The organism is Salmonella sp. 3C, assembly GCF_025426275.1.
Lineage (GTDB): Bacteria > Pseudomonadota > Gammaproteobacteria > Enterobacterales > Enterobacteriaceae > Salmonella > Salmonella enterica.
The window spans coordinates 3,191,794-3,214,596 of sequence record NZ_CP104858.1 but is presented as its reverse complement, the minus strand read 5'-3'; the positions used below and the strand labels follow the sequence as shown (position 1 = coordinate 3,214,596).

Below are 22,803 nucleotides of genomic sequence, written 5' to 3'. Positions count from 1 at the left end.
GGATATTAATATAAATTTAATGTATATGTTTATGGAATATATTTATTTTACAAATATAATAAAGCATTGCAAGTTCATCTAATCTGCTTATCCTTTATGTTAATTATTTCGAATATACTGTAGTTAACACATCGGAGACTATCCAGAGATGTCGGTTTATAAAGTTCCGCTCGAGCAAAATGTTCTGGAAGCGGCTCAAGAGCGTATAATGTGGACCCTGGAAACCTTACCCCGGGTCTGCGTCTCATTTTCTGGTGGTAAAGATTCAGGACTTATGTTGCACCTGACGGCAACGTTGGCGCGCAAAATGAATAAAAAGATCCATGTTCTCTTCATTGACTGGGAAGCGCAATTCTCCTGTACCATCGCCTATATTGAATCGTTACGTGAATACTACGCGGACGTTATTGAGCGTTTTTATTGGGTCGCATTACCCTTAACCACACAAAATTCCCTTTCACAATACCAGCCGGAGTGGCAGTGTTGGCAGCCGGGTACCGACTGGGTACGACAACCGCCAGAAGATGCGATTACCGATCCGGCCTTTTTTTCCTTTTATCAACACGGCATGACCTTTGAACAGTTCGTTCGCGATTTTGCCGACTGGTTTTCAGAAAAACGTCCTGCCGCTATGCTGGTCGGTATTCGTTCCGACGAATCCTATAACCGATTTGCCGCTATCGCTAACTCGCATAAGCTGCGCTTTGCCGACGATAAGCCCTGGACCACGTTAGCCCCTAAGGGGCACACCTGGTATATCTATCCCATCTATGACTGGAAAACCGCAGATATCTGGACCTGGTTCGCCAAAACAGGTAAACCATGTAACCCTTTGTATAATTTGATGTATCAGGCTGGAGTACCGCCCCGTTACATGCGTATTTGCGAACCGTTCGGCCCGGAACAACGACAGGGGTTATGGCTGTATCATGTTATCGAACCTGAGCGCTGGGCGGCCATGTGCGCCAGAGTCAGCGGCGCACTCAGCGGAGGAATATACGCCGGACAAGACAGCCATTTTTACGGCCACCGGAAAATTTTAAAACCCGATCACCTTAACTGGGAAGAGTACGCGCTGCTCCTGCTACACAGTATGCCTGAAGTCACTGCCGAACATTACCGTAATAAAATCGCCGTTTATTTGCAGTGGTATAAGAAAAAAGGCATGCACACCATTCCACAAACGCAGCATGGCGATATCGGATCGCGCGATATTCCGTCGTGGCGACGGATCTGCAAAGTATTACTGAACAATGATTACTGGTGCCGGGCGCTGTCATTCAGTCCGACAAAACCTAAGAATTACCAGCGTTATAACGAACGTATGAAAGCTAAACGCCAGGAATGGGGGATCTTATGCAACACCGACTCACAACCGAAATAACTCACTTTCTCTCTGAACTGCCTGAAGAGGAGAGGATCGCCGCCATTAATGAATTTAGAATGGCGATACATAGCGTTAGTCCTTTTCGCGATGAGCCTGTCGATTGTGTCCTGTGGGTGAAAAACGATCATATTTCACCTAATGACTACAACCCGAATAACGTTGCGCCGCCGGAGAAAAAACTGCTGCTTAAATCGATTGAACAAGATGGGTTTACTCAGCCGATCGTGGTGGTAAAGGCCAATACGGAGGAGTACGAGATTGTAGACGGTTTTCACCGTCATGAGCTGGGCAAAGGAAAAGCGGCCCTGAAAAGGCGTCTGAAAGGCTACCTGCCGATAACGTGTCTGGACAGAGAACGTCACGAACGCATGGCGGCAACCATTCGACATAACCGCGCGCGCGGGCGCCACCAGATCCACGCCATGTCAGAAATCGTGCGCGAACTTTCTCTGCTAGGCTGGGACGAGAGCAAAATCGGCCAGGAGTTAGGTATGGACGCCGATGAAGTCCTGCGCCTGAAACAGATCAACGGCCTGCAGGAGCTTTTTGCAGACCGTCGATTCTCCAGAGCGTGGACGGTTAAATAACTACAGTTTACACAGGCGCTCTGCGGCGGCCAGCAGCGTTGACTCCTGTTTAGCGAAACATAAACGTATAAGCTGATGCGGGAAAGGGGCGGCGCAAAAGACAGAGAGCGGAATAGCGGCGACACCGACTTCTTCGGTTAGCCACTGACAAAACTCAACGTCATTTAGCGTCGACACTGCGCTGTAATCGATTAACAGAAAATAGGTACCTTCACAGGGCAGCACTTTTAATCGGCTTTGCGCCAGCGCGTTAACCAGCACATCGCGTTTTTTCCGGTAAAAATCGGGTAACGCGCGATAGTGTTCCGGCGCGGCGCGCAGCATATCCGCCAGCGCCAGTTGCGCCGGCGTATTGACGCAAAACGTCAGGTACTGATGAACTTTGCGTATTTCGGCGCTAATGGCCGCAGGCGCAACGCAGTAACCAATCTTCCATCCTGTCATATGAAAGGTTTTACCAAACGATGAAACGGCAACCGCCCGCTCTCGTAACTGAGGGTGCGCCAGTACGCTGGCATGACCTTCGGCGGCAAAACAAATATGTTCGTACACTTCATCGCTTAATACATAAATTTCCCGCTCGCCGATAGCCTGCCACAGCGCCTCGATATCCGCCTGGCGCCAGACGGTAGCGGTGGGATTATGCGGCGTATTGAGGATCACCAGTCGCGTGCGCTCGCTAAGCAACGCCGAAAACGCCTGCCAGTCGACGCGAAAATGCGGCGGCGTAAGCGCTATGCGTTTTAACACTCCGCCGGAGAGCGCCACGGCCGGGGCATAGCTGTCGTAACTGGGATCGAAACAGATAACCTCATCCCCTGCCCGCACCAGCGCGGTAATCGCCGCATACAGCGCTTCTGTCGCGCCCGCTGTGACGGTGATATCACTGACGTCATCGGGTCGATAACCATATATTTCCGCCGTTTTATCGGCAATGGCCTCCCGCAGCGCCTGCGCCCCCGTCATCGGCGCATATTGATTCGCGCCCTGCGCGACATGATAAGCCAACCGCTCGTGCAAATAACGAGGACCATCAAAATCAGGGAAGCCTTGCGATAAATTTATTGCCTGATGTTTCTGCGCCAGCGCGCTCATTTGCGTAAAAATCGTGGTACCAAGATTTGGCAATTTGCTTTTTGGAATCAGTGGGTTATTTCTCATTATCTTCATACCCGCCAGTGATGTGGTTGTTGACACACTATCACAGGGTGTTAGTATTTGGCAATCAAGACGTTTAGATGTCTAAATATAATAACAACGGTGAGAAGACCCTAAGGACAACACAACATGAACCACACTGAGATCCGCGTCGTTACCGGCCCGGCGAATTATTTTTCCCATGCAGGAAGCCTCGAAAGACTGACCGACTTTTTCACGCCGGAACAGCTTTCCCACGCCGTTTGGGTGTACGGCGAACGCGCGATTGCCGCCGCCCGGCCTTACCTGCCGGAAGCGTTTGAACGTGCTGGCGCAAAGCATCTGCCGTTTACCGGCCATTGTAGCGAACGCCATGTTGCCCAACTGGCGCACGCCTGCAACGACGATCGTCAGGTGGTGATAGGCGTCGGCGGCGGCGCGCTGCTCGATACCGCCAAAGCGCTCGCCCGCCGTCTGGCGGCCGTTTGTCGCTATCCCGACAATCGCGGCAACCTGCGCCGCCTGGACACCGCTTTCCGTCTGGTATAACGACGCGGGACAGGCGTTACAGTTCGAAATTTTTGATGATGCCAATTTTCTGGTGCTGGTCGAACCGCGCATTATTCTGCAGGCGCCCGATGACTATCTGTTAGCTGGCATTGGCGATACGCTGGCGAAATGGTATGAAGCCGTTGTGCTTGCGCCGCAGCCTGAAACGTTGCCATTGACCGTAAGACTGGGCATTAACAGCGCGTGCGCTATTCGCGATCTCCTGCTGACCAGCAGCGAACAAGCATTAGCGGATAAACAGCAGCGTCGGCTGACCCAGGCATTTTGCGACGTGGTGGATGCGATTATCGCTGGCGGCGGTATGGTCGGCGGCCTCGGGGAACGCTATACCCGTGTCGCCGCCGCCCATGCGGTACACAACGGTCTGACCGTTCTGCCGCAAACGGAAAAATTCCTGCACGGAACGAAAGTAGCTTATGGCATTCTGGTGCAAAGCGCGCTACTGGGACAAGATGACGTGCTGGCGCAATTGATTACAGCGTACCGGCGATTTCATCTGCCGGCCCGGCTTAGCGAACTGGACGTGGATATTCATAACACCGCCGAGATCGATAGGGTAATCGCGCATACCCTGCGCCCGGTCGAATCCATCCACTATTTACCGGTGACGTTAACGCCAGACACCCTGCGTGCGGCGTTTGAAAAAGTTGAATTTTTCAGAATATAGCCTGGTGACGTTGCGTTTATCAGGCCTGGCAACCCTCAGCAGCAACGCGCGCCGCCTTTTCCACCATAGCGCGCATCCTGCCGCTCGCGGAAAAATTCTTCATAGGTCATCGGCGTCTGATCCGGATGCGTTATGCGCATATGCTCAACATAGTTGTCGTAGTCTGGCACGCCAATCATCATTTTTGCGGCCTGTCCCAGATATTTTCCGGCTTTCGAAAGCGTATCGAACATCGTTGTCACCTGTCATCCAAATGCCCTCTCCTTATTCTGGAGAGGGCTATTGATGTAAAAAGATTAGTGCGCGCCTTTCGCCTGCGTCACGATCTCATCCACATTTTCCGGCATCGGCTCATACGGCGTTTCATTCGCCGTCGGTTTGTCAATCTTCAGAGCGGCCAGCGCCGTCTTAATAGAGAAGACCGCCAGCACCACGACCACCACCATAAAGAAGATGGTTAGCCCGGCATCCAGACGGTTATTGAATACCAACTGCGCGAGCTGCGATTCGGTGTACTGCGGCGGAATATTGCCGCTGTCGATCATCGCCTGGAACTTATTGGCAATGGCCAGGAAGCCGATTTTCGCATCCGGACTAAACGCTTTCTGCCAGCCCGCCGTCAGCGTACAAATCAGCAGCCAGGCCGTTGGCACCAGCGCGACCCACGCATAACGCTGACGCTTCATTTTGAACAGTACCACGGCGCAAAGCATCAGCGCCATCCCCGCCAGCATCTGGTTAGCGATGCCAAACAGCGGCCACAGGGTGTTAATACCGCCCAACGGATCGACCACGCCCTGATGGAGGAAATACCCCCACGCCAGCACGCACAATGCCGTAGCAAGCAGGTTCGCTGGCAGCGAATCGGTACGTTTCAGCCCTGGCGACACTACGCCCAACAGATCCTGCAACATAAAGCGCGCCGCACGGGTACCCGCATCCACCGCCGTCAGAATAAACAGCGCTTCAAACAGAATGGCGAAGTGATACCAGAACGCCACATCCATCATGCCGCCCAACGCGCCATGTAAAATGTAGGCCATCCCTACCGCCAGCGTTGGCGCACCGCCTGCGCGGGAGATAATGGATTGTTCGCCGACTTCATTGGCAATCTGGTGTAACGTATCCGGCGTGATAGCGAAACCCCAACTACTGACCACCTGCGCGGCAGAAGCCACGACATCCGCTGTCCCCGCTGGCGCCAGTACCGCCATCGGGCTATTCATCGCAAAGTAAACGCCCGGATCGATAATACAGGCGGAGACCAGCGCCATAATGGCGACGAAAGATTCCATTAACATCCCGCCGTAGCCGATAAAGCAGGCCTGGCCTTCGTTGGCCAACATCTTCGGCGTCGTGCCGGAGGAGATGAGCGCATGGAAACCGGATACCGCGCCGCAGGCGATGGTAATAAACAGGAACGGGAACAGGTCGCCCGTCCAGACCGGCCCGGTACCATCAACAAATTTGGTCAGCGCCGGCATAGTCAGCGTCGGACGCATAATCAGAATCCCGACCGCCAGACCGACAATCGTACCAATTTTCAGGAAGGTAGAGAGGTAATCACGCGGCGCGAGCAGCAGCCAGACCGGCAGTACCGCCGCGACAAAACCATACCCCACCAGCATCCAGGTAAGCTGCACGCCAGTAAAATCAAAGTACGGCGCCCAGGTTGGGCTTGCCGCCACCCATCCGCCGGAAATAATAGCGAAAATAAGAAATACCAGCCCAATGACCGACACCTCGCCGATGCGCCCCGGACGCAGATAACGCAGGTAGATGCCCATAAAAATCGCCAGTGGAATAGTGAACGCGACAGTGTACGTTCCCCACGGGCTATGGGTCAGCGCTTTCACCACGATCATCGCCAGGACGGCCAGAATGATCACCATGATCATAAAGCAGGCCACCAGCGCGATCACCCCTGCCGTCGCGCCCATCTCCTCTTTAACCAGCTCGCCAAGCGAACGCCCATCGCGCCGGGTCGAGACGAACAGCACCATAAAGTCCTGCACCGCTCCCGCCAGCACGACGCCCGCCAGCAGCCAGATCATCCCCGGCAGATAGCCCATCTGCGCCGCCAGTACCGGCCCGACCAGCGGACCTGCGCCAGCAATGGCCGCAAAATGGTGACCAAAAAGCACTTTCTTATCGGTCGGGACATAATCCAGACCATCATTATGACGTACCGCGGGCGTCATACGCGTTGGGTCAACCGCCAGCACTTTTTTGGCGATATAGAGCCCATAAAAACGATACGCAATAAGATAGACACAGACCGACGCCACCACGATCCATAGCGCGTTGATCTGTTCCCCACGATTTAACGCAATATAGCCCAGGGCAAACGCACCCAATACTGAGAGCGCTGTCCAGACGAGGTATTTCCCTGATTTATTCATAGTTGTTGTCCGTTTGGGTGTTCCAGAGAGATGTTACATTTTGTTTCTATAACACCTTTACCGTAATTAATAACACAACAACATGATAAAACCGTATCGTTACCCATTTTTTACATTACAGTGTTAACCAGATCACTTCCTTTCTTCGTTGACGCTGCAATTGCATTTTACTTTGCCAGAACTATCCCATTACCGCCGTTCCCAGGCGACAGGTGCAGCAGCGCCTCCCCTGCTCGTCAAAGAGCGTAATTTCCCAGCTTTGATTCTGCCGCCCCAGATGCAGCGGCAGGCAAACGCCGCGTACTTTCCCCTGCGAGACGGCGCGGTGGTGGGTGGCGTTTAACTCGGTCCCGACCACGCACTGCCCGTCGCGGGTCATCAGATAACCCGCCATTGATCCTAACGTCTCCGCCAGCGCTGCCGATGCGCCGCCGTGTAGCAGACCAAACGGTTGATGAGTGCGGGCATCGACGGGCATTTCCGCCTCCAGCACGTCATCGCCCAGACGGGTGTAAACAATGCCCAGATGCGCCACCAGCGTGTTCTGACTGGTAGCGTTCAATTCATCCAGCGTTAAATGCCGTTTCCAGATCATCGTCAGGCTCCCAATGTTGAACCGCCGTCCACCACGATATCCTGCAAGGTAATGTGGCTGGCCAGATCGGAGGCAAGAAACAAAATGGTATTGGCTATCTCCTGCGGACGGGCGATTTTACCGAGCGGTATGCCGAGCTTAAACTGTTCGCCGAAACCGCGAATGCGCTGCTGTTCGGCATCTTCACTCACCCATAACGTGCGCTGCATATCGGTGTCGGTCGAACCGGGCGACACCACATTACAGCGCACCCCACAGCCCGCCAGCTCCAGCCCTACGGTTAGCGCCAGGCTTTTCAGCGCCGCTTTAGAGGCGCCGTAAGCGCTCATACCGATACGCGGCGTATGCGCCGCATCTGAGGCTACGGTGACAATCGCCCCTCCCTGCTGACGGCGAAACTGCGCCATCGTCTGCGAAAACAGGTTAAATGCCCCGCCCACATTGACCGCAAATGTCTGCTGCCAGTCGTCGACGCTAAGCCCATCGGTCGCTCCCATACGCAAAATACCGGCAGCGTTGACCAGCACATCCAGCCGCGGCGTTTTTTGCAACACACGCTGGCACACCTGCGCAACCTGCCCGGCATCCGCCACATCCATAACTTCGGTAGCAAAGGGATAACTCTCTTGCGTAAATTCGCGATCGAAGCCGATCACCCGCGCCCCGGCGTCAACAAACGCCAGTGCCGTCGCGTAACCGATCCCTTTCCCCGCCCCGGTCACCCATACCGTTTTGTCTGAAAAATCAATACAGGGCATTACTCTACCCCGCGAGAAAGCAGCGCCCACCAGGCGTCAATGGTCGGGTTTTTCGCCAGCATCACGAAGTCGATATCGCCGTGTACTTTACGCCAGCGCGCTGCCAGCCCCATCATGCGTACTGAATCCAGGCCATAATCAATCAGGTTTTCATCATCCAGCGGCTCGTCGGTCTCATCCAGCAACGGCAGAATCAACGCCCGCAGCGCCGCTTTACTGGCAGGAACCGGCGTCGGCAGCAGCGACTCGGTCATGACGACGCGACCGGAACGCCCCGCCACATAGTTCAGCGCCATCAGATGCTCTTCCCGGCTGAAATCCGCCAGCGCATCCGCCACCATAAACGGCTTAATGTCGCGCATAAACGCATCGGTAGCGGTGGTCATACAGCCAATATGCGCATACACGCCGGTAATGATGAGCTGATTGCGTCCGGTATCTTTTAACATCTGTTCCAGCGGCGAGCGGTGAAACGCGCTATAGCGCCACTTCACCAGCACCGTATCCGCCTCATCCGGCGTTAAGGCTTCTACCACCTTCTGCTGTTCCGGAGAGCGCGTCAGTCCCGGCCCCCACATATCATTGAGTAACGCGCGATCTTCATCGCTTTGCTCTTTCGGCTGAGCGGTGTAATAGACCGGGATATGATGCTCCTTACAGTACTGGCGCAGAGCGGCGATATTGGCAATTACCTGGTCCATCATTGGGCAGTTGCGGCCCCAAAAGCTGACAAAGTAATCCTGCATATCGTGGATGAGCAGCGCCGCGCGCTCCGGCTCAAATGCCCAGTTCACTTTGTTGGTCGGGATATCCAGTGCGGTGGGCAGCGCGTAAGACTGTAGTTTCGGGATTGCCATCTCTCTTTCTCCTTCAGAGCGGTGAACGTGACGCCAACCGCTGGCGTAATTGTTTTTTATCGACTTTACCAACCGGCGTCAGCGGCAGTGACGCAACGCACTCCACGCGATCCGGTAATTTAAATTCCGCCACGCCCTGTTCTCGCAGGAAACGGCGAACCTGTACCGCTCGCAGCGGCTCTTTTACCACCAGATATGCGCAACTTTTTTCCCCCAGCAGTTCATCTTCCATGCTGACCAGCGCCGCATGGATCACCGCCGGGTGGCGTAGTAACAGGTTTTCTATCTCTTCGGCGGCTATCTTCTCGCCGCCCCGATTGATCTGATCTTTTTCACGCCCGTGAACGGTGATGTAACCGTCTTGATCAATGGAGATCAGATCGCCGGAACAGTAAAAACCGTTGGCGTCAAAGGCGCTGGCATTGTGTAGCGGACTGTTGAAATAGCCGCGAAAAGTATAGGGGCCGCGCGTCATCAGACGACCAATCTCGCCCGGCGGCAGTGGATTCCCGTCGGCATCCGCCACCCACACTTCGTCGTCCGGACACATGGGTCTTCCCTGGGTATTGATAATCCGTTCCGGACTATCGTCCAGCCGGGTATAGTTCACTAACCCTTCCGCCATGCCGAAGACCTGCTGCAACTGACAGCCAATTTCAGGCGGAATACGGGCGGCCAGCGTCGCAGAAAGCCGCGCGCCGCCAACCTGCAATAACCTTAATGACGCCAGCGGCGCATTGCCGCCCCACTCCTGGATAGCCTGTAGCCATAGACTGACCGCGGGCGGCACCAGCGCCGTGGCATTAATCTGGTGTTTTTCGATCAGCGGGAAACAGAGCGTGGCGCCAGGATCGGTCGTCAGCACTACCGTTCCTTTGGCGAGAAAAACGCCCAGCGCGCCCGGCGAACTCATGGCGTAGTTATGCGCGGCGGGAATCGCGCACAGAAAACGCGTCTCCTCGTTGAAACCGCAAATCTCATTGCTGCGGCGCACGCTGTAGTAATAGTCGTTATGGGTACGGGGAATAAGCTTTGGCGTGCCGGTAGTACCGCCGGAAAGCTGAAAGTAGGCCACTTCGTCAGCAGGTGATGGCGTGGCGGTGAAATCTTCCGCCGCCTGCCGCATCGCCGCGTCCAGGCTGTGATCGCCGTCGTCGTTGCGCAATAACACCACCCGCACAGAGCGGTGTTCAGCCACAAACGTGTTGAGAAAGTCCTCCCCGGCGAACAGCGTATGTTGGCGATCGGCAATCACCAGCGTCGGCGCGATCTGCATCGCATAGGCGTTAAGTTCGGTACGTTGATGGCTAAACAGCGCCAGAACGGGCGCTACGCCAAGCTTCAACAGGGCGAAAAATGTGATATACAGTTCCGGTACATTCCCCAGTTGCACCAGAGCGGTTTCGCCAGGTTTGATGCCCTGATGGCGTAAATAGCAGGCCAAATTATCTGCGGCCTGGTTGAGCTGGCGATAGCTGAATGCGCGCTCGCCTTCAATGACCGCCGTCTTGTCGCTGTCAGCGTGGCGGGTCAGAATATCGGTCAACGGCACGTCTTGCCAGTAGCCTTTTTCACGATAACGGCGGGCAAATTCATCCGGCCAACGGGTGAAAGGTATACGCATCATCGTTCCTTAATGCAGTCCAAAAACGTTCAACATCGTAGAGAGCTTGACGCCGGTTTCCCGCCACTCGCCGACTGGCGAAGAGGCAGGGACAATCCCGGCGCCAGCGAACAGGCGCACCTGATTACCGTGCAATTTCGCACAACGAATCGTCACTACCCACTCGCCGTTTCCTTCGGCATCGCACCAGCCGACAATGCCGCCAAACAGTTCACGATCGAACGGTTCCAGTTCAGCAATCAGCTTTTTCGCGACCTGATGAGGGAAACCGCTTAACGCAGGCGTTGGATGCAGCAGACAGGCCAGCGTCAGCGCGTTTTCTCCGGCGTTGGCCTTGCCCTCAAACGGCGTACCGAGATGCCATAGCGTCGGCGTGGTGATCAACTGCGGAGAGGAAGGTAATTGCAGTTCCGTGCTGCGATCGCGCAGGATCTGCTTCATCGCCTGCGTCACCAGCTCATGTTCATGGCGATCTTTTTGTGAAGCCAGCAGTCGGTTTCCCGCCTCGCGATCCAGAACGTCATCGGGCTGTCGGCGTGCCGAGCCTGCTAACGGCAGCGAACTAAACCGCTCGCCCTCTTTGCGTAGCAGCAATTCGGGGCTGGCGCCCAGCAGAACGCCGCCATCCGCCAGTGGCACATGGAAGTTGTAACTAACTGGATTCTGCGCAACCAGCCGCTCCAGCAATGCTCCGCTATCCACCGCTACATCAGTGGTGATATCTACCAGCCGGGAAAGCACCACTTTATCGACGTCTGGCGTGGCGGTCAGCATAGCCGCGCGTGCGACCATCGCTTCAAAAGCATCCTGCTCCGGAATCGCCTTTCGCGCCGTCACCGTCAGCGACTGATGGTCAGTAAAATAACGCGCCGTGCGCTGCTTTTGCTGGCGGGAAAAGGACTGCCACGCCATCGGGATAAATAGCGACGACGGCTGGCGGGTATCAAAGGGAATCGCCCCCACCAGGATAGGGTTGGCGATGCCCTGCGATTTGGCCTCGGCAAACTGCTGGCGCAATTTCTGCTGGAAAGGGCTATCCGGCGAATCTCCGGCAACCGCAGGCTCGGTATAACGGGCGAAGCACCCGGAAGTGGTAAAACTGCGATACGGCGACATGAAGAAAAAGCGATCGGGAGCAAGCGTTGCCATTGTCTCCTGAGCGTCCTCGGCCAGTGACATATCCATATCATCCTCCAATGATAAAGGCTTATATACACTTCATCTTTCAAGCTGCCTCTTTGTTGGCTGCGCTCAGAAACCCCGGTCACACAGTTATCTATGCCCGCGGGGATTTCTTCCCTTGCCGTTGCGATGCTTCTTGAATGATTTTGTGTATAATAATGATTATTATTTCTATTTTTAGTGCGCTAACCTAAGAGTAAAACGTCGCTCTGTCAACTCTGGTCATGAGTTAAATGGCACTAAGGCTTGCATCTCGCTGCCGCCGACATGAAAATGAGAAGCATTAACTTTATTAATAACAGGACGCTATTGTGAGACTCCCCGCCTTTTATCGTTGGCTGCTTTTAGTGGTTGGTATATCAATTTCAGGAATATCCTTAGCCCAGGACGCCGGTTGGCCCCGGCAAATCCAGGACAGCCGCGGCGTTCATACTCTGGACCACAAACCCGCGCGTATCGTCTCTACCAGCGTGACGTTGACAGGCTCGCTGCTGGCGATTGATGCGCCCGTCGTCGCCAGCGGAGCCACTACGCCGAATAACCGCTTTGCCGACGATCAAGGGTTTATGCGCCAGTGGAGCGACGTAGCAAAGGCTCGCCATGTCGCCCGGCTGTACATCGGCGAACCGAATGCCGAAACGGTCGCCGCGCAAATGCCGGATCTCATTTTGATTAGCGCCACCGGCGGCGACTCCGCGCTGGCGCTTTACGATCAGCTCTCCGCTATCGCGCCGACACTCGTCATCAATTATGACGATAAAAGCTGGCAGAGTTTGCTCACGCAACTTGGCGAGATCACCGGTCAGGAGAAACAGGCCGCCGCGCGAATAGCGGAATTTGAGGCGCAACTGACGACGGTTAAACAGCGAATCGCCCTGCCGCCGCAGCCGGTTAGCGCGCTGGTGTATACCCCTGCCGCGCATAGCGCCAATCTGTGGACGCCAGAATCAGCACAAGGCAAGCTATTGACACAGTTAGGCTTTACGCTGGCGACATTGCCCCGAGGGCTGCAAACCAGCAAAAGCCAGGGTAAGCGCCACGATATCATTCAGCTTGGCGGTGAAAATCTGGCCGCCGGGTTAAACGGTGAATCTCTTTTCCTGTTTGCCGGCGACAACAACGATGTTGCGGCCCTTTACGCCAATCCGCTGCTGGCGCACCTGCCAGCGGTGCAAAATAAGCGCGTCTATGCCCTGGGTACGGAGACGTTCCGTCTGGATTATTACAGCGCAACATTGTTGCTTAACCGGCTTGCCGCCCTGTTTTAGCCTTATCGGAGTCTTATCCGACTGACCAGACCGATTTTGTCAGTCGGATAAACGCCCCTTCATCAGCCAGCATCGCTAACCGGCGGCGTCTGGCGAAAACGGCGTAGCTCGCCCAGCACTAACAGCAGCAGCAAACCGATAATCACCAGCCCGAATCCACTCACGCTCGCGGAAGCGACCGGCGTCATCATTGCGCCAAAACCGCCTAACAGCGCCGCGCCGATAGCGTCTCCCGTGACGTTTTGCGCGGTCCACAGGCCATTCATTCGCCCCAGCATATTTTCCGGCGTCTGGGTTTGCAGCAGGGTGTATTGTAATAACGAACTGATGGCGCTAAGCCAGCCAAACAGCGCCAGACAGATAACACCTGCGATCCAGACCGGCATGATGGCGAACAGCCCCACCGCCAGAAAAGAACCGACTGTCGAAACCAGCATAATGAGCCCCGGACGAACGCTATGCGCCAGTTGTCCGCTGGTCAGCGCGCCAATGGCCGCCCCCAGCGGAATTGCCGCATACAGCAAACCGATTTGCGCCGCCGACATCTGCCAGCTCATCGCCAGCGCCGGATAGAGGACGCGTACCGCGCTTGCCATCGTCACCAGACCGCCAAGCAGCGCAATACCGCCGATAAGCGGACTGGCGAGCAAAAAACGAAATGCCGCCAGTAACGCGATAAAAGGATTTTCCCGCGGCTGCGGAGGAACAGGCAGTCGCGGCAGCGTCAGTAACGGCAATAGCGTAATAAACGTCCCGGCGGCCGCCAGCCCATAGTTCCAGGCTACGCCGCCGCTGGCAAGCAATATGCCCCCCAACATCGGGGAAATAACCGATCCCAGACGTACCGTCAGCATGGTAATCGCGCCGGCCTGCATCAGATTTTCTCTTCCGACCAGCGCTGGCGTCGCCGCCAGTAACGCGGTCACGCCCAGAGACGCGAAAAAGCCGTCCCACAGGCCAAGGAGATATATCGCCAGCAATGACGGTTCCGGCAACAGCGCGTTCACGCACAGGCCAATAAAGCCAATACCGCAAGTACCGCGCGCCAGCAGAATCACCTTTTTGCGTTCGTAGCGATCGGCCAGCACACCGCCCACCATTAAGCCAATAAACATGGCGCCGCCGGTTAACGTTACCGACAGCCCTACCTGCCAGGTGGAGTGCGTCATCATTTGGATCTGTACCGGAACCGCCACGCCAAGCAGCCCCAGCGAGACAATAGAGATAAAACGGGCCAGAAATACTGCGCGAAATGCAGGGTGCGTCTTCAACAGGCTGAGATTGAGCAGCCAGGATTGTCGATTCATTACAACGCCTTAATGCGAGTTTTTTTAAATATCCATTCAATGGCTGCACATGCTAACATAACCAAATAAGATAGATAACGATAATTACTATCATTATCAGGGAAGTTACTATGTCATGCTCGTTTTCCGTGACGCGCGCGTTTGCCGTGCCCGGATTGTTGTTATTACTGAGTCTCGCCGCGGTTTTAAGCCTGGTCATTGGCGCGAAACCGCTGCCCGCCGCCGTCGTGCTGGAGGCGTTCACCGGCGTGTGCCAAAGCGCCGATTGCACCATCGTCCTGGATGCGCGTTTGCCGCGTACGCTGGCCGGATTACTGGCAGGCGGCGCGTTGGGCCTCGCCGGGGCGCTCATGCAAACACTTACTCGCAACCCGCTCGCCGACCCGGGGATTCTGGGCGTTAACAACGGCGCCAGCTTCGCCATTGTACTGGGCGCGGCGCTGTTTGGTTTCTCCACGCCGCTGGAGCAGCTTTTCATGGCATTTAGCGGCGCGCTTATCGCATCGCTGATTGTCGCCTTCACCGGTAGTCAGGGCGGCGGCCAGTTAAGCCCGGTCCGCCTGACACTGGCGGGCGTGGCGCTTGGCGCGGTACTGGAAGGATTGACCAGCGGCATCGCGCTGTTAAATCCAGAGGTCTATGATCAGCTTCGCTTCTGGCAGGCGGGATCGCTGGACATTCGTAGCCTGCAAACGTTGAAAGTCGCGCTCGCGCCCGTGGTTATCGCTGGGATCGTGGCGCTATTTCTGAGCCGAGCGCTGAACAGCCTGAGCCTCGGCAGCGATACCGCGACGGCGCTGGGGAGTAAAGTGGCGCGCACCCAACTTATCGGTTTACTGGCGATTACCGTCTTGTGCGGCAGCGCAACGGCGCTGGTCGGCCCTATCGCCTTTATTGGTCTGATGATGCCGCATATGGCGCGTTGGCTGGTGGGCGCAGACCACCGCTGGTCGCTGCCAGTGACGCTACTGGCCACCCCTGCTCTGCTGCTTTTTGCCGATATTATTGGTCGTCTGTTGGTGCCGGGCGAACTCCGGGTATCGGTCGTCAGTGCGTTTATCGGCGCGCCGGTACTTATCTTTCTGGTACGCCGTAAATCGAACGGAGGCGGCCTGTGATGTTTCTTTCTCGTCGGCTTATCGTAAGTTGCCTGCTTCTGGCGGCTGGCTGCTTCGCCATTGGCTTATGGAGTCTGCAAAGCGGCGCCGTGCCTCTTGAGACCGGGCAGATTATTGCCGCGCTGCTGGGCGACGCGCCGCGTAACATCACCCTTGTCGTAACCGAATGGCGACTACCGCGCGTATTAATGGCGCTGCTGATTGGCGCTGCGCTTGGCGTCAGTGGCGCGATTTTTCAGTCGTTGATGCGTAACCCGCTAGGCAGCCCTGATGTGATGGGCTTTAATACCGGCGCCTGGAGCGGCGTACTGGTCGCAATGGTCCTGTTTGGCCAGCATCTTACCGCGATCGCGCTGGCTGCAATGGCGGGCGGTATCGTCACGTCATTGATTGTCTGGCTGCTCGCCTGGCGTAACGGGATTGAAACTTTCCGGCTGATTATCATCGGTATCGGCATCCGCGCGATGTTAGTCGCCTTTAATACCTGGCTTCTGTTGCAGGCGTCGCTGGAAACGGCGCTCACCGCCGGCTTATGGAACGCCGGGTCGCTCAACGGTCTGACATGGGCAAAAACCTGGCCTTCAGCGCCACTGATTATTGTAATGCTGACAGGCGCCGCGCTACTGGTGCGTCGTATGCGGCTGCTGGAGATGGGCGATGACAGCGCCTGCGCGCTGGGTGTTAGCGTGGAGCGGTCACGCCTGATGCTGATGCTGGTGGCGGTGTCGCTCACCGCTGCGGCAACGGCACTGGCAGGCCCCATCTCGTTTATTGCCCTTGTCGCGCCGCACATCGCCCACCGTCTTAGCGGCACAGCGCGCTGGGGATTAACCCAGTCGGCGCTGTGCGGCGCATTATTACTACTGGCCGCCGATGCGTGCGCGCAGCAACTGTTTATGCCTTATCAGCTTCCAGTGGGCGTGGTCACCGTCAGCCTCGGCGGTATTTACCTTATCGTCTTGTTAATTCAGGAGTCCCGCAAAAAATGACCGAATCCGTAGCCCGTTTGCGCGGCGACCAGTTAACGCTGGGTTATGGCAGCTATACCGTCGCAAAAAACCTTAATGTTTCGATTCCGGACGGCCATTTTACCGCCATCATCGGCCCTAACGGCTGCGGCAAGTCGACGTTGCTACGTACGCTAAGCCGTCTGATGACGCCTGTTGACGGCCATGTCTGGCTGGATGGCGAACAAATACAGCGTTACGCCAGTAAAGAGGTGGCGCGGCGCATCGGATTGCTGGCGCAAAACGCCACCACGCCGGGCGATATAACCGTACAAGAGCTGGTCGCCAGAGGGCGTTATCCGCATCAGCCGTTATTTACCCGCTGGCGCAAGGAAGATGCCGACGCCGTCGCCAGTGCCATGCGTGCAACAGGTATCACCTCACTGGCGGCGCAAAGTGTAGACACTCTGTCCGGCGGCCAACGTCAGCGGGCGTGGATAGCCATGGTGCTGGCGCAGGAAACGTCCATCATGCTGCTGGATGAGCCGACAACGTGGCTGGATATTAGCCATCAAATTGATTTGCTGGAGTTGTTAAGCGATCTCAACCGCGAAAAAGGTTATACGCTCGCCGCCGTCCTGCACGACCTGAATCAGGCCTGCCGATACGCCACGCATTTGATTGCATTACGCGAAGGTAATATTGTCGCACAGGGCGCGCCGAAAGAGATTGTTACCGCAGAGCTTATCGAAAAAATCTATGGGCTGCGCTGTATGATTATCGACGATCCGGTTGCCGGTACGCCGCTGGTGGTACCGTTGGGGCGGCGATAGTCGCCCACACAGATGACAAAGCCGGATATCGCTATCCGGCTTTTCGGGTAAATCAGACTAACCGTTCATCTATCGCCAGCGCGTTTTCCATTTTACGTGAGACCATCGCGTGACGCAGTAATACGCCGCCGCAGGCCATCATACCGCCAATCAACGCCGCCAGGATAATAATGACCGCTTTACCCGGGCCATCTTTTTTCACTGGCAGAGACGGCGACAGTTGATATTCAAACGGGGTAAACTTCACGTCACTCACATTCATTGCCGCCAGTTGTTCAACATGGTATTGACGGTTACGCAAATCACCGTCGATCTCGGCCACGTCCGTTACCCCTTTTTCAATTTCCAGTTTGCGGGAAATACCATCCGCGCCGAGAGAAATAGAAAAATCCGGATCATCTTTTACCGCCTGACCATTGCTGTAAACCGGTCTCTTAATACCGGCGGCGTTGGCGATTTCCAGCGAATAATGAAGACGTTGAATATTGGCATCAAGCTGATTTTTGAGACGCACCCGATCCATCGCCAGCTTTTCCTGCTCATAGCGGGTTTTGATTTCCAGCTGGTTACGAATATTTTCCAGCGTCTCTTTCACGACGATATCGGAGATGTACTGAATATAGCCAGCCAGCACTTTTTGCGCTTCTTCCCGCGTCGGCGCGGTAAAACTCAGCGTCCACGACGTGAATAACGACGTTTCATTTTTCTTGCCGACATTACTGTCCACCGCTTTCATTTTTTCGCTCAGCAGGACAATCGCCCGGTGAAGATCCTGCTCGTCTATTTGCGCGCCTTTTAATTGATCCATGACATACGGAGAAGAACGAAGATATTCTTCCAGCAGCGAGGGCGAGCTAAACTTTTTAATAAACAGATTAAATACGCTGCCCCGATCAACGCTTACCTCCATATCCAACACGCGCAACGCGGTCAACGTTCTCTCCAGCCCCTGCCACTGTACCGACTCCGCCGGTGTGACAATCGCCTGGCTGGTCCATTTTTGTGGCAGCAGAAAGGACAGAAGCAACCCCACGCACGCAAAGGCGAAAACGGTAGCAAGAATACGACGTTTCGCCTGCCATAACACCTCTATAAGGCTGAACAAATCGATTTCATGACTGTTGGCGGGCGGCAGTGAGTAACCTGCAAATGACTGATTTTTTTCTTGTTTTACATTAAGAGATGGCATGCCGTATGACCTGAAAACTTTATCCAATGAAAGAACACATTCCTGTCAGAGATTCTAACAGCAAGTCAGAATTATCCGAAACAATCTTTGCGCGCCAGTGCCCGAAAAGCTAAATATTCGGAATTAAACTTGCCTGTAGCATGTATCACTTATGTTAAAAGAATTAATAGTTGCAATAAAAAACCCATAATAATTAGTAATTATTATGGGTTTCAGGATTTAATTTGTTAAAGGCAGAAACAACGCCCGTTATTTATTAATAAGTTCGCTGATGATGGGCCCGATAGTTTCAAAAGCGGAGGGAGAAATAATATCTACATGCGCGCACGGCTGGCGATAAATAGCCAACGACGCTATCCACGGCGACCAGCTCTGTTCAGGCGATACGCCTTCCGGCACCGTTTTATCCGCCACAAAGAGCGTAGCATGTCCATCAAACGGTACGCTATGCGCCGTCGTCAGCAAACGGACGGCATCCGCATAATTGCCTTCAATGGCGGTAAATAAGGCTTCGGAGGCATTTCCCTGCTGAGCGGCGACAAACGCAGCGCGTTCACGTTCAATTTCCGCCAATACGTCCGGATTGAGGCCATTCGCCTCTTTTTCCCGCCAGTTTTGCGTTTCCGGCGGCCAGGTGTCCAGTAACCCCAAAAACGCCACGGTTTCGCCGCGCGCGCGCAACCGGGCGGCGATCCCTTGCGCCAGCATCCCGCCCAGCGAATAGCCTAATAAATAATAAGGGCCATGCGGCTGCCGGGCGAGCAAAGTCGCCAGATGATGTTCACATACCTCATCAAGGGTGGTTGCGGTTTGCATAGGGCCAGCGGGGCGCGGCGACTGAATCCCCATAATCGACCACGACGGGCTGAGATAGCGTGATAATACGCTAAATTGCCAGGCGAACCCCGACGCCGGATGGAAACAAAATAACGTTGGACCATCGCTTTCACGCAGCGGCAACAGCGGCCCGAACCCCAGATTGCGCGAGCGTTCGTCATCGTCAGTATCGAGCAGCTTACTTAACTGCGCCACGTCAGACGCCACCATCACCTGCCCCGGCGTCACCTGGCGGTTAAACGTCTGGCTTAGCTGCGCGGCCAGTTTCATCGCCAGCAGCGAGTGTCCGCCCAGCGCAAAGAAATCACTTTCAACGTCGTTAATCTCACAGCCCAGCAGGCGGGAAAACGCCGCGGCGACAGCAATCTCCGTTGCGGACTGCGGCGCACGCCCTTTCACGCGCGGCGTCAGGTCCGGCAGCGGCAGGGCTTTGCGATCCAGCTTGCCATTAGCGCTAAGCGGCAAACCGGCAAGTTGCAACAACACAACCGGCACCATATGCGCGGGAAGTTTTTGGCGTAATTTTTCCTGCAGCGCCGGTAAATCCAGCGGCAAACCGGAGTGCGACACCAGATAGCCGACCAGTTGCCGGGCATCCCCGCCCGTCGCCGCCGCCTGATTAAAGACGCAGGCATGTGCTACCGCCTGTTCAACATCCGGCAGCGTTTGCATGACGCGGTCAATCTCGCCCAGTTCAATACGTTGCCCCCGAATTTTGAGCTGATCGTCGCTGCGCCCCAGGTACTCCACCGCGCCGGAATCCAGCCAGCGCGCCACATCTCCGGTACGGTACATCCGTTCGCCTGGCGCAAAAGGATCGGCGATAAAACGGCTGGCGGTAAGATCCGGACGCCCCAGATAGCCCTGCGCCAGTTGGATACCGGTAAGATAGAGATCGCCAGCCACGCCCGGCGGCACCGGCTGCATATGCGCATCGAGAATACGTAAACCGGTATTCCAGACGGGATAACCAATCGGGATGCTGTTGCCGTCAACAGCCGCCAGCTCATCGCCACAGGCCGGATACCAGCTCACATCCACCGCGGCCTCCGTTGGCCCGTACAGATTGTGTAGCGGCGCGTTGGTTAACGTCTCCCATTCGCGGCACAGCGCCGTCGGCAGGGCCTCGCCGCTACAGAAAACGCGCGTTAAGGAAGCGCAGCTTTTCCCCGCCGACGCTGGCGTGAGCGAGGCAATAAAGGCCGCCAGCATCGACGGCACAAAATGAGTGGTCGTGACGCCGTATTGCGCAAAGAACCGCTGCATCGCGAGCGGGTCGCGGTGCGCTTCCGGCTCGGCCATCACCAGTTTCGCCCCGGCGATAAACGGCCAGAAAAACTCCCATACTGAGACGTCAAAACTGCACGGCGTTTTTTGCGCTACTACATCATCCGCCGTCAACGGATAGTGAGCCTGCATCCACAGCAGCCGGTTGACTATCGCCGTTTGTCCCACCATCACCCCTTTCGGCCTGCCCGTCGAGCCAGAGGTGAAAATGATGTAAGCGGTATGATGCGGTAACGACAGCCCCAGCGGAGTGGCGTCACTGACCGGTAGCGGTTGGCTATAACACAAATATTCCATCCCCGGAATATCGTGAAAGCGCGCCAGCTGCGCCTGAGTCGTAATTAATAGTTTCGGCTGCGCATCTTCCAGCATCATTCGCAGCCGATCGTCAGGATAACCGGTATCCAGCGGCAGCCAGGCGGCGCCCGCCTCGACAATGCCATGCAGCGCTAAGGTCAGGAAAACCGACCGCGGCAACGCCACCGCCACGCTATCGCCAGGCTGAACGCCGCGTTCCCGCAGCGCGTACGCCAGCGCCACAACCTGTTCGCGCATTTCACGGTAGGTAAAGTGATAATGCGCATCTGCCAACGCGGAAGCCTCTGGCGTTTTTTGCGCCTGCTGCGCCACCAAATCGCTAAGCGTGGCGGCGGGAATCGTTACCGCCGTATTATTAAGGTGTGCTAATTGCGTTTGTTCTTCCGCCAGCAGCATTTGCGCATCGCCGCAGCGCAGCGCCGGGTTATCCGCAAACTGCGTGATAAGCGCCATCAATCGTAAGGCATGGCGGGAGAGCGTGGCATCATCGTAACGCTGTGCATTCGCCAGCAATTCAATATCCAGACCGCCGTTTTCATCCGGAAAAAGCGCCAGTTCAAGATCGTTAACCGGCCCCGTCGCCAGGGTATGGGTTTGCGCCTGTATGCCAGGAAGATCCAGATGATAATCAAACACTTTTATATTGAGCACCGGGCCAAATAGCGGCGTCTCCCCTGCGGCTCGCCCGCTATCGCGTACAATCTGTTCGGCGTCGTAACGCTGGTGGCGGCGCATCTTCTTTAACTGCGCCGCAAGACGCTTCGCCAGCGTTGGCAGATCTTCCGTCGCATGAAGGTTAATCGCCAGCGGCAACACGTTAAGGACAGGCCCGGTCGCCGTTAACGCCGCCGAACCCATCCGCCGCATAAAGATAAATCCGGCGGCATAATCCATACGCCCGCATAATCGTCCCAGCCACAACGTCACCAGCGCCAGGGCAAGATCCGCTCGCGGTATCTCAGGCATGTGCGCCGCCAGTTGGCGAAACGCCCCCGCCGGCGCGTTCAATTTCATACGTAGAATATCCGCGCTCGCCGACCGCCCCGGCAACGGCGCGGCAGACATTGACGCCGGCGGCGGCAGCTCGCGGCGCTGCTGCGCCCAGAAGGCGCCGTCACGCTGCCAGGCCTCGCTCTGGCGATAGCGCTGATATTCCTCGACCACATCCGCAAAGGGGGTAAAAGGCGACTCCGGCGTAGGAGCGTCGCTCTGCCAGGCGCGATAAATCGCCGCAATCTGGCGAGTTATCGCCGGGAAGCTAAAGCCATCCACCAGCAAATGGTGATAGCGCTGATACCAATACCAGCGGGTATCATCAATGCGGATTAACTGGTGAAACGCCAGCGGCTTACCGCTATCTGCGCGCAGGTTTTGCCGTAAATCCGCCTGCATTAACGCCAGCGCCGCGTGATGCGGATCGGGATGGTCGCGTAAATCGGCAATCGGGGGCTCGCCGAAGGTGTGCTCAGGATCTATCCATTGCCAGACCTCGCCGTTCTCTTCGGTAAAACGCATCCGTAGCGTATCCGCCTGTTGCATCCCTACCGCTACCGCTTTTGCCAGCAAGGCGGCATCCAGCTCGCCATTCAGTTCCACATAGTGCGCCACGCTCCAGGCGGAGGGTAAATCAGAGAGTTTTTCCGCCATCCAGATCCCCGGCTGAGCGGCGACTAACGGTAAACGCTGCGTCATTTCGCCTCCTGCTTATCGGCATAATGCGCCGGATTCAGTGTTGTCCAGCGCGTATTAAGCCACTGCTGGCACGCGTCCTGCGATTGCGGTTCGCATACCACGTCCCAGCCTGCGGGAAGCGTGCACGCCGCTGGCCAAAGGCTGAATTGACGCTGCGCATTTTGCAGGATGTAAAACTGTCCCTGCGGATTATCGAAGGGATTACTGAATTCCATACTCAACTCCTGTCATGGACATGTGC

The 22,803-nt window shown here is 55.9% G+C and carries 18 protein-coding genes and 1 pseudogene; 7 read left to right on the top strand and 12 right to left on the bottom strand.

Annotated features, from left to right (window positions below; genetic code table 11):
• Positions 1-148: 148 nt before the first annotated feature.
• Together N7E69_RS15285 and N7E69_RS15280 are read left to right on the top strand one after the other, a co-directional pair.
• Positions 149-1,384, top strand: coding sequence for a phosphoadenosine phosphosulfate reductase (locus tag N7E69_RS15285; RefSeq protein WP_000118137.1), 1,236 nt, complete (start codon positions 149-151; stop codon positions 1,382-1,384).
• Positions 1,357-1,974 carry an IbrB-like domain-containing protein gene (locus N7E69_RS15280; RefSeq protein WP_001164756.1) on the top strand — a complete coding sequence of 206 codons (618 nt, stop codon included), beginning with the start codon at positions 1,357-1,359 and terminating at the stop codon, positions 1,972-1,974. The genes N7E69_RS15285 and N7E69_RS15280 overlap by 28 nt, the downstream gene beginning before the upstream one ends.
• Here N7E69_RS15280 and N7E69_RS15275 read toward each other — a convergent pair whose 3' ends face one another.
• Complete coding sequence (locus N7E69_RS15275) at positions 1,975-3,135, bottom strand: pyridoxal phosphate-dependent aminotransferase (protein WP_001245592.1); 1,161 nt, start codon at positions 3,133-3,135, stop codon at positions 1,975-1,977.
• 126 nt (positions 3,136-3,261) lie between these two features.
• Between N7E69_RS15275 and N7E69_RS15270 the strand changes: the two are divergent.
• Positions 3,262-4,348: pseudogene (locus N7E69_RS15270) on the top strand (oxidoreductase).
• A gap of 35 nt (positions 4,349-4,383) precedes the next feature.
• Here the strand turns inward: N7E69_RS15270 and N7E69_RS15265 are convergent.
• The 7 genes from N7E69_RS15265 to entC form a co-directional block, all read right to left on the bottom strand.
• Entirely contained in the window at positions 4,384-4,581 is a 198-nt protein-coding gene (locus N7E69_RS15265; RefSeq protein ID WP_000460619.1) for a YbdD/YjiX family protein, read from the bottom strand.
• 63 nt (positions 4,582-4,644) lie between these two features.
• Positions 4,645-6,750, bottom strand: coding sequence for a pyruvate/proton symporter CstA (gene cstA, locus N7E69_RS15260; RefSeq protein WP_001043108.1), 2,106 nt, complete (start codon positions 6,748-6,750; stop codon positions 4,645-4,647).
• 181 nt (positions 6,751-6,931) lie between these two features.
• Positions 6,932-7,345, bottom strand: a complete 414-nt coding sequence (gene entH / locus N7E69_RS15255; RefSeq protein WP_000637966.1) for a proofreading thioesterase EntH — start codon at positions 7,343-7,345, stop codon at positions 6,932-6,934.
• 2 nt (positions 7,346-7,347) lie between these two features.
• Positions 7,348-8,103 (bottom strand): 2,3-dihydro-2,3-dihydroxybenzoate dehydrogenase EntA, encoded by a 756-nt coding sequence (gene entA, locus N7E69_RS15250; protein ID WP_001112177.1) that lies wholly within the window; start codon positions 8,101-8,103, stop codon positions 7,348-7,350.
• Entirely contained in the window at positions 8,103-8,960 is an 858-nt protein-coding gene (locus tag N7E69_RS15245; protein WP_001007166.1) for an isochorismatase, read from the bottom strand. Before N7E69_RS15245 ends, entA begins: the two co-directional genes overlap by 1 nt.
• A 13-nt stretch (positions 8,961-8,973) precedes the next feature.
• Positions 8,974-10,584, bottom strand: a complete 1,611-nt coding sequence (entE, locus tag N7E69_RS15240) for a (2,3-dihydroxybenzoyl)adenylate synthase EntE (RefSeq protein WP_001222457.1) — start codon at positions 10,582-10,584, stop codon at positions 8,974-8,976.
• 9 nt (positions 10,585-10,593) lie between these two features.
• Positions 10,594-11,769 (bottom strand): isochorismate synthase EntC, encoded by a 1,176-nt coding sequence (entC, locus tag N7E69_RS15235; RefSeq protein WP_000367604.1) that lies wholly within the window; start codon positions 11,767-11,769, stop codon positions 10,594-10,596.
• A gap of 308 nt (positions 11,770-12,077) precedes the next feature.
• Here entC and fepB point away from each other — a divergent pair, with 308 nt between their 5' ends.
• Positions 12,078-13,034 (top strand): Fe2+-enterobactin ABC transporter substrate-binding protein, encoded by a 957-nt coding sequence (gene fepB, locus N7E69_RS15230; RefSeq protein WP_001238987.1) that lies wholly within the window; start codon positions 12,078-12,080, stop codon positions 13,032-13,034.
• 62 nt (positions 13,035-13,096) lie between these two features.
• Here fepB and entS read toward each other — a convergent pair whose 3' ends face one another.
• Positions 13,097-14,341, bottom strand: coding sequence for an enterobactin transporter EntS (entS, locus tag N7E69_RS15225; protein ID WP_001081658.1), 1,245 nt, complete (start codon positions 14,339-14,341; stop codon positions 13,097-13,099).
• Between the two features lie 110 nt (positions 14,342-14,451).
• Here entS and fepD point away from each other — a divergent pair, with 110 nt between their 5' ends.
• The 3 genes from fepD to fepC are packed head-to-tail and all read left to right on the top strand — an operon-like array spanning position 14,452 to position 17,239.
• Positions 14,452-15,459: a Fe(3+)-siderophore ABC transporter permease gene (gene fepD, locus N7E69_RS15220; RefSeq protein WP_001277879.1), complete on the top strand. Its 1,008-nt coding sequence runs from the start codon at positions 14,452-14,454 to the stop codon at positions 15,457-15,459.
• Complete coding sequence (gene fepG, locus N7E69_RS15215) at positions 15,459-16,448, top strand: iron-enterobactin ABC transporter permease (RefSeq protein ID WP_000480061.1); 990 nt, start codon at positions 15,459-15,461, stop codon at positions 16,446-16,448. The genes fepD and fepG overlap by 1 nt, the downstream gene beginning before the upstream one ends.
• Positions 16,445-17,239 (top strand): iron-enterobactin ABC transporter ATP-binding protein, encoded by a 795-nt coding sequence (gene fepC, locus N7E69_RS15210; protein ID WP_000140620.1) that lies wholly within the window; start codon positions 16,445-16,447, stop codon positions 17,237-17,239. Before fepG ends, fepC begins: the two co-directional genes overlap by 4 nt.
• Before the next feature lie 52 nt (positions 17,240-17,291).
• On the opposite strand, the gene wzz(fepE) is transcribed toward fepC, so the two are convergent.
• The 3 genes from wzz(fepE) to N7E69_RS15195 form a co-directional block, all read right to left on the bottom strand.
• Complete coding sequence (gene wzz(fepE), locus N7E69_RS15205) at positions 17,292-18,428, bottom strand: LPS O-antigen length regulator Wzz(fepE) (RefSeq protein ID WP_001139582.1); 1,137 nt, start codon at positions 18,426-18,428, stop codon at positions 17,292-17,294.
• Positions 18,429-18,677: 249 nt separating this feature from the next.
• Positions 18,678-22,562 (bottom strand): enterobactin non-ribosomal peptide synthetase EntF, encoded by a 3,885-nt coding sequence (gene entF, locus N7E69_RS15200; RefSeq protein WP_000194135.1) that lies wholly within the window; start codon positions 22,560-22,562, stop codon positions 18,678-18,680.
• The gene (locus N7E69_RS15195) at positions 22,559-22,777 is read right to left on the bottom strand and encodes an MbtH family protein (RefSeq protein WP_000396012.1); all 219 of its coding nucleotides are present in this window, start codon (positions 22,775-22,777) and stop codon (positions 22,559-22,561) included. Before N7E69_RS15195 ends, entF begins: the two co-directional genes overlap by 4 nt.
• Positions 22,778-22,803 lie beyond the last annotated feature (26 nt).